Here is a 515-nt window from a genome sequence, read left to right as displayed (position 1 = left end):
TCTGCACCGTTCTCATCGGTACCCACCACCGTGTACTCACCAGGCTCAGTCCCCTCAGGAACCAGAAGTTCAGTCCCCTCAGGAATATTGCCCTCAGCATCAGTGGTCACCGTGACCGGATCACCAACCGGATTACCGTCAGCATTAGTCAACTGCAACGTGACCTCAGACTCTGGCACCCAACCACTACCGGTAACCGGAGTCGAATCACCCGCAGCCACCGGCGAACCAGCCTCCAACGCCGGAACACCAGCCTCAGTAACGGTAACCGGCGCAGTCGCCTCTGCACCGTTCTCATCGGTACCCACCACCGTGTACTCACCAGGCTCAGTCCCCTCAGGAACCAGAAGTTCAGTCCCCTCAGGAATATTGCCCTCAGCATCAGCAGTCACCGTGACCGGATCACCAACCGGATTACCGTCAGCATCAGTCAACTGCAACGCGACCTCAGACTCCGGCACCCAACCACTACCGGTAACCGGAGTCGAATCACCCGCAGCCACCGGCGAACCAGC

The 515-nt window shown here is 59.2% G+C and carries 1 protein-coding gene; it reads right to left on the bottom strand.

Annotated elements, in window-relative coordinates:
* On the bottom strand, positions 1-515 hold a 515-nt coding region (locus E1H16_RS18510; protein ID WP_208379176.1), incomplete at both ends, for a hypothetical protein.

Source organism: Cumulibacter soli (assembly GCF_004382795.1).
Classification (GTDB): Bacteria; Actinomycetota; Actinomycetes; order Mycobacteriales; family Antricoccaceae; genus Cumulibacter; species Cumulibacter soli.
This window is presented reverse-complemented; position numbering and strand designations above follow the sequence as displayed.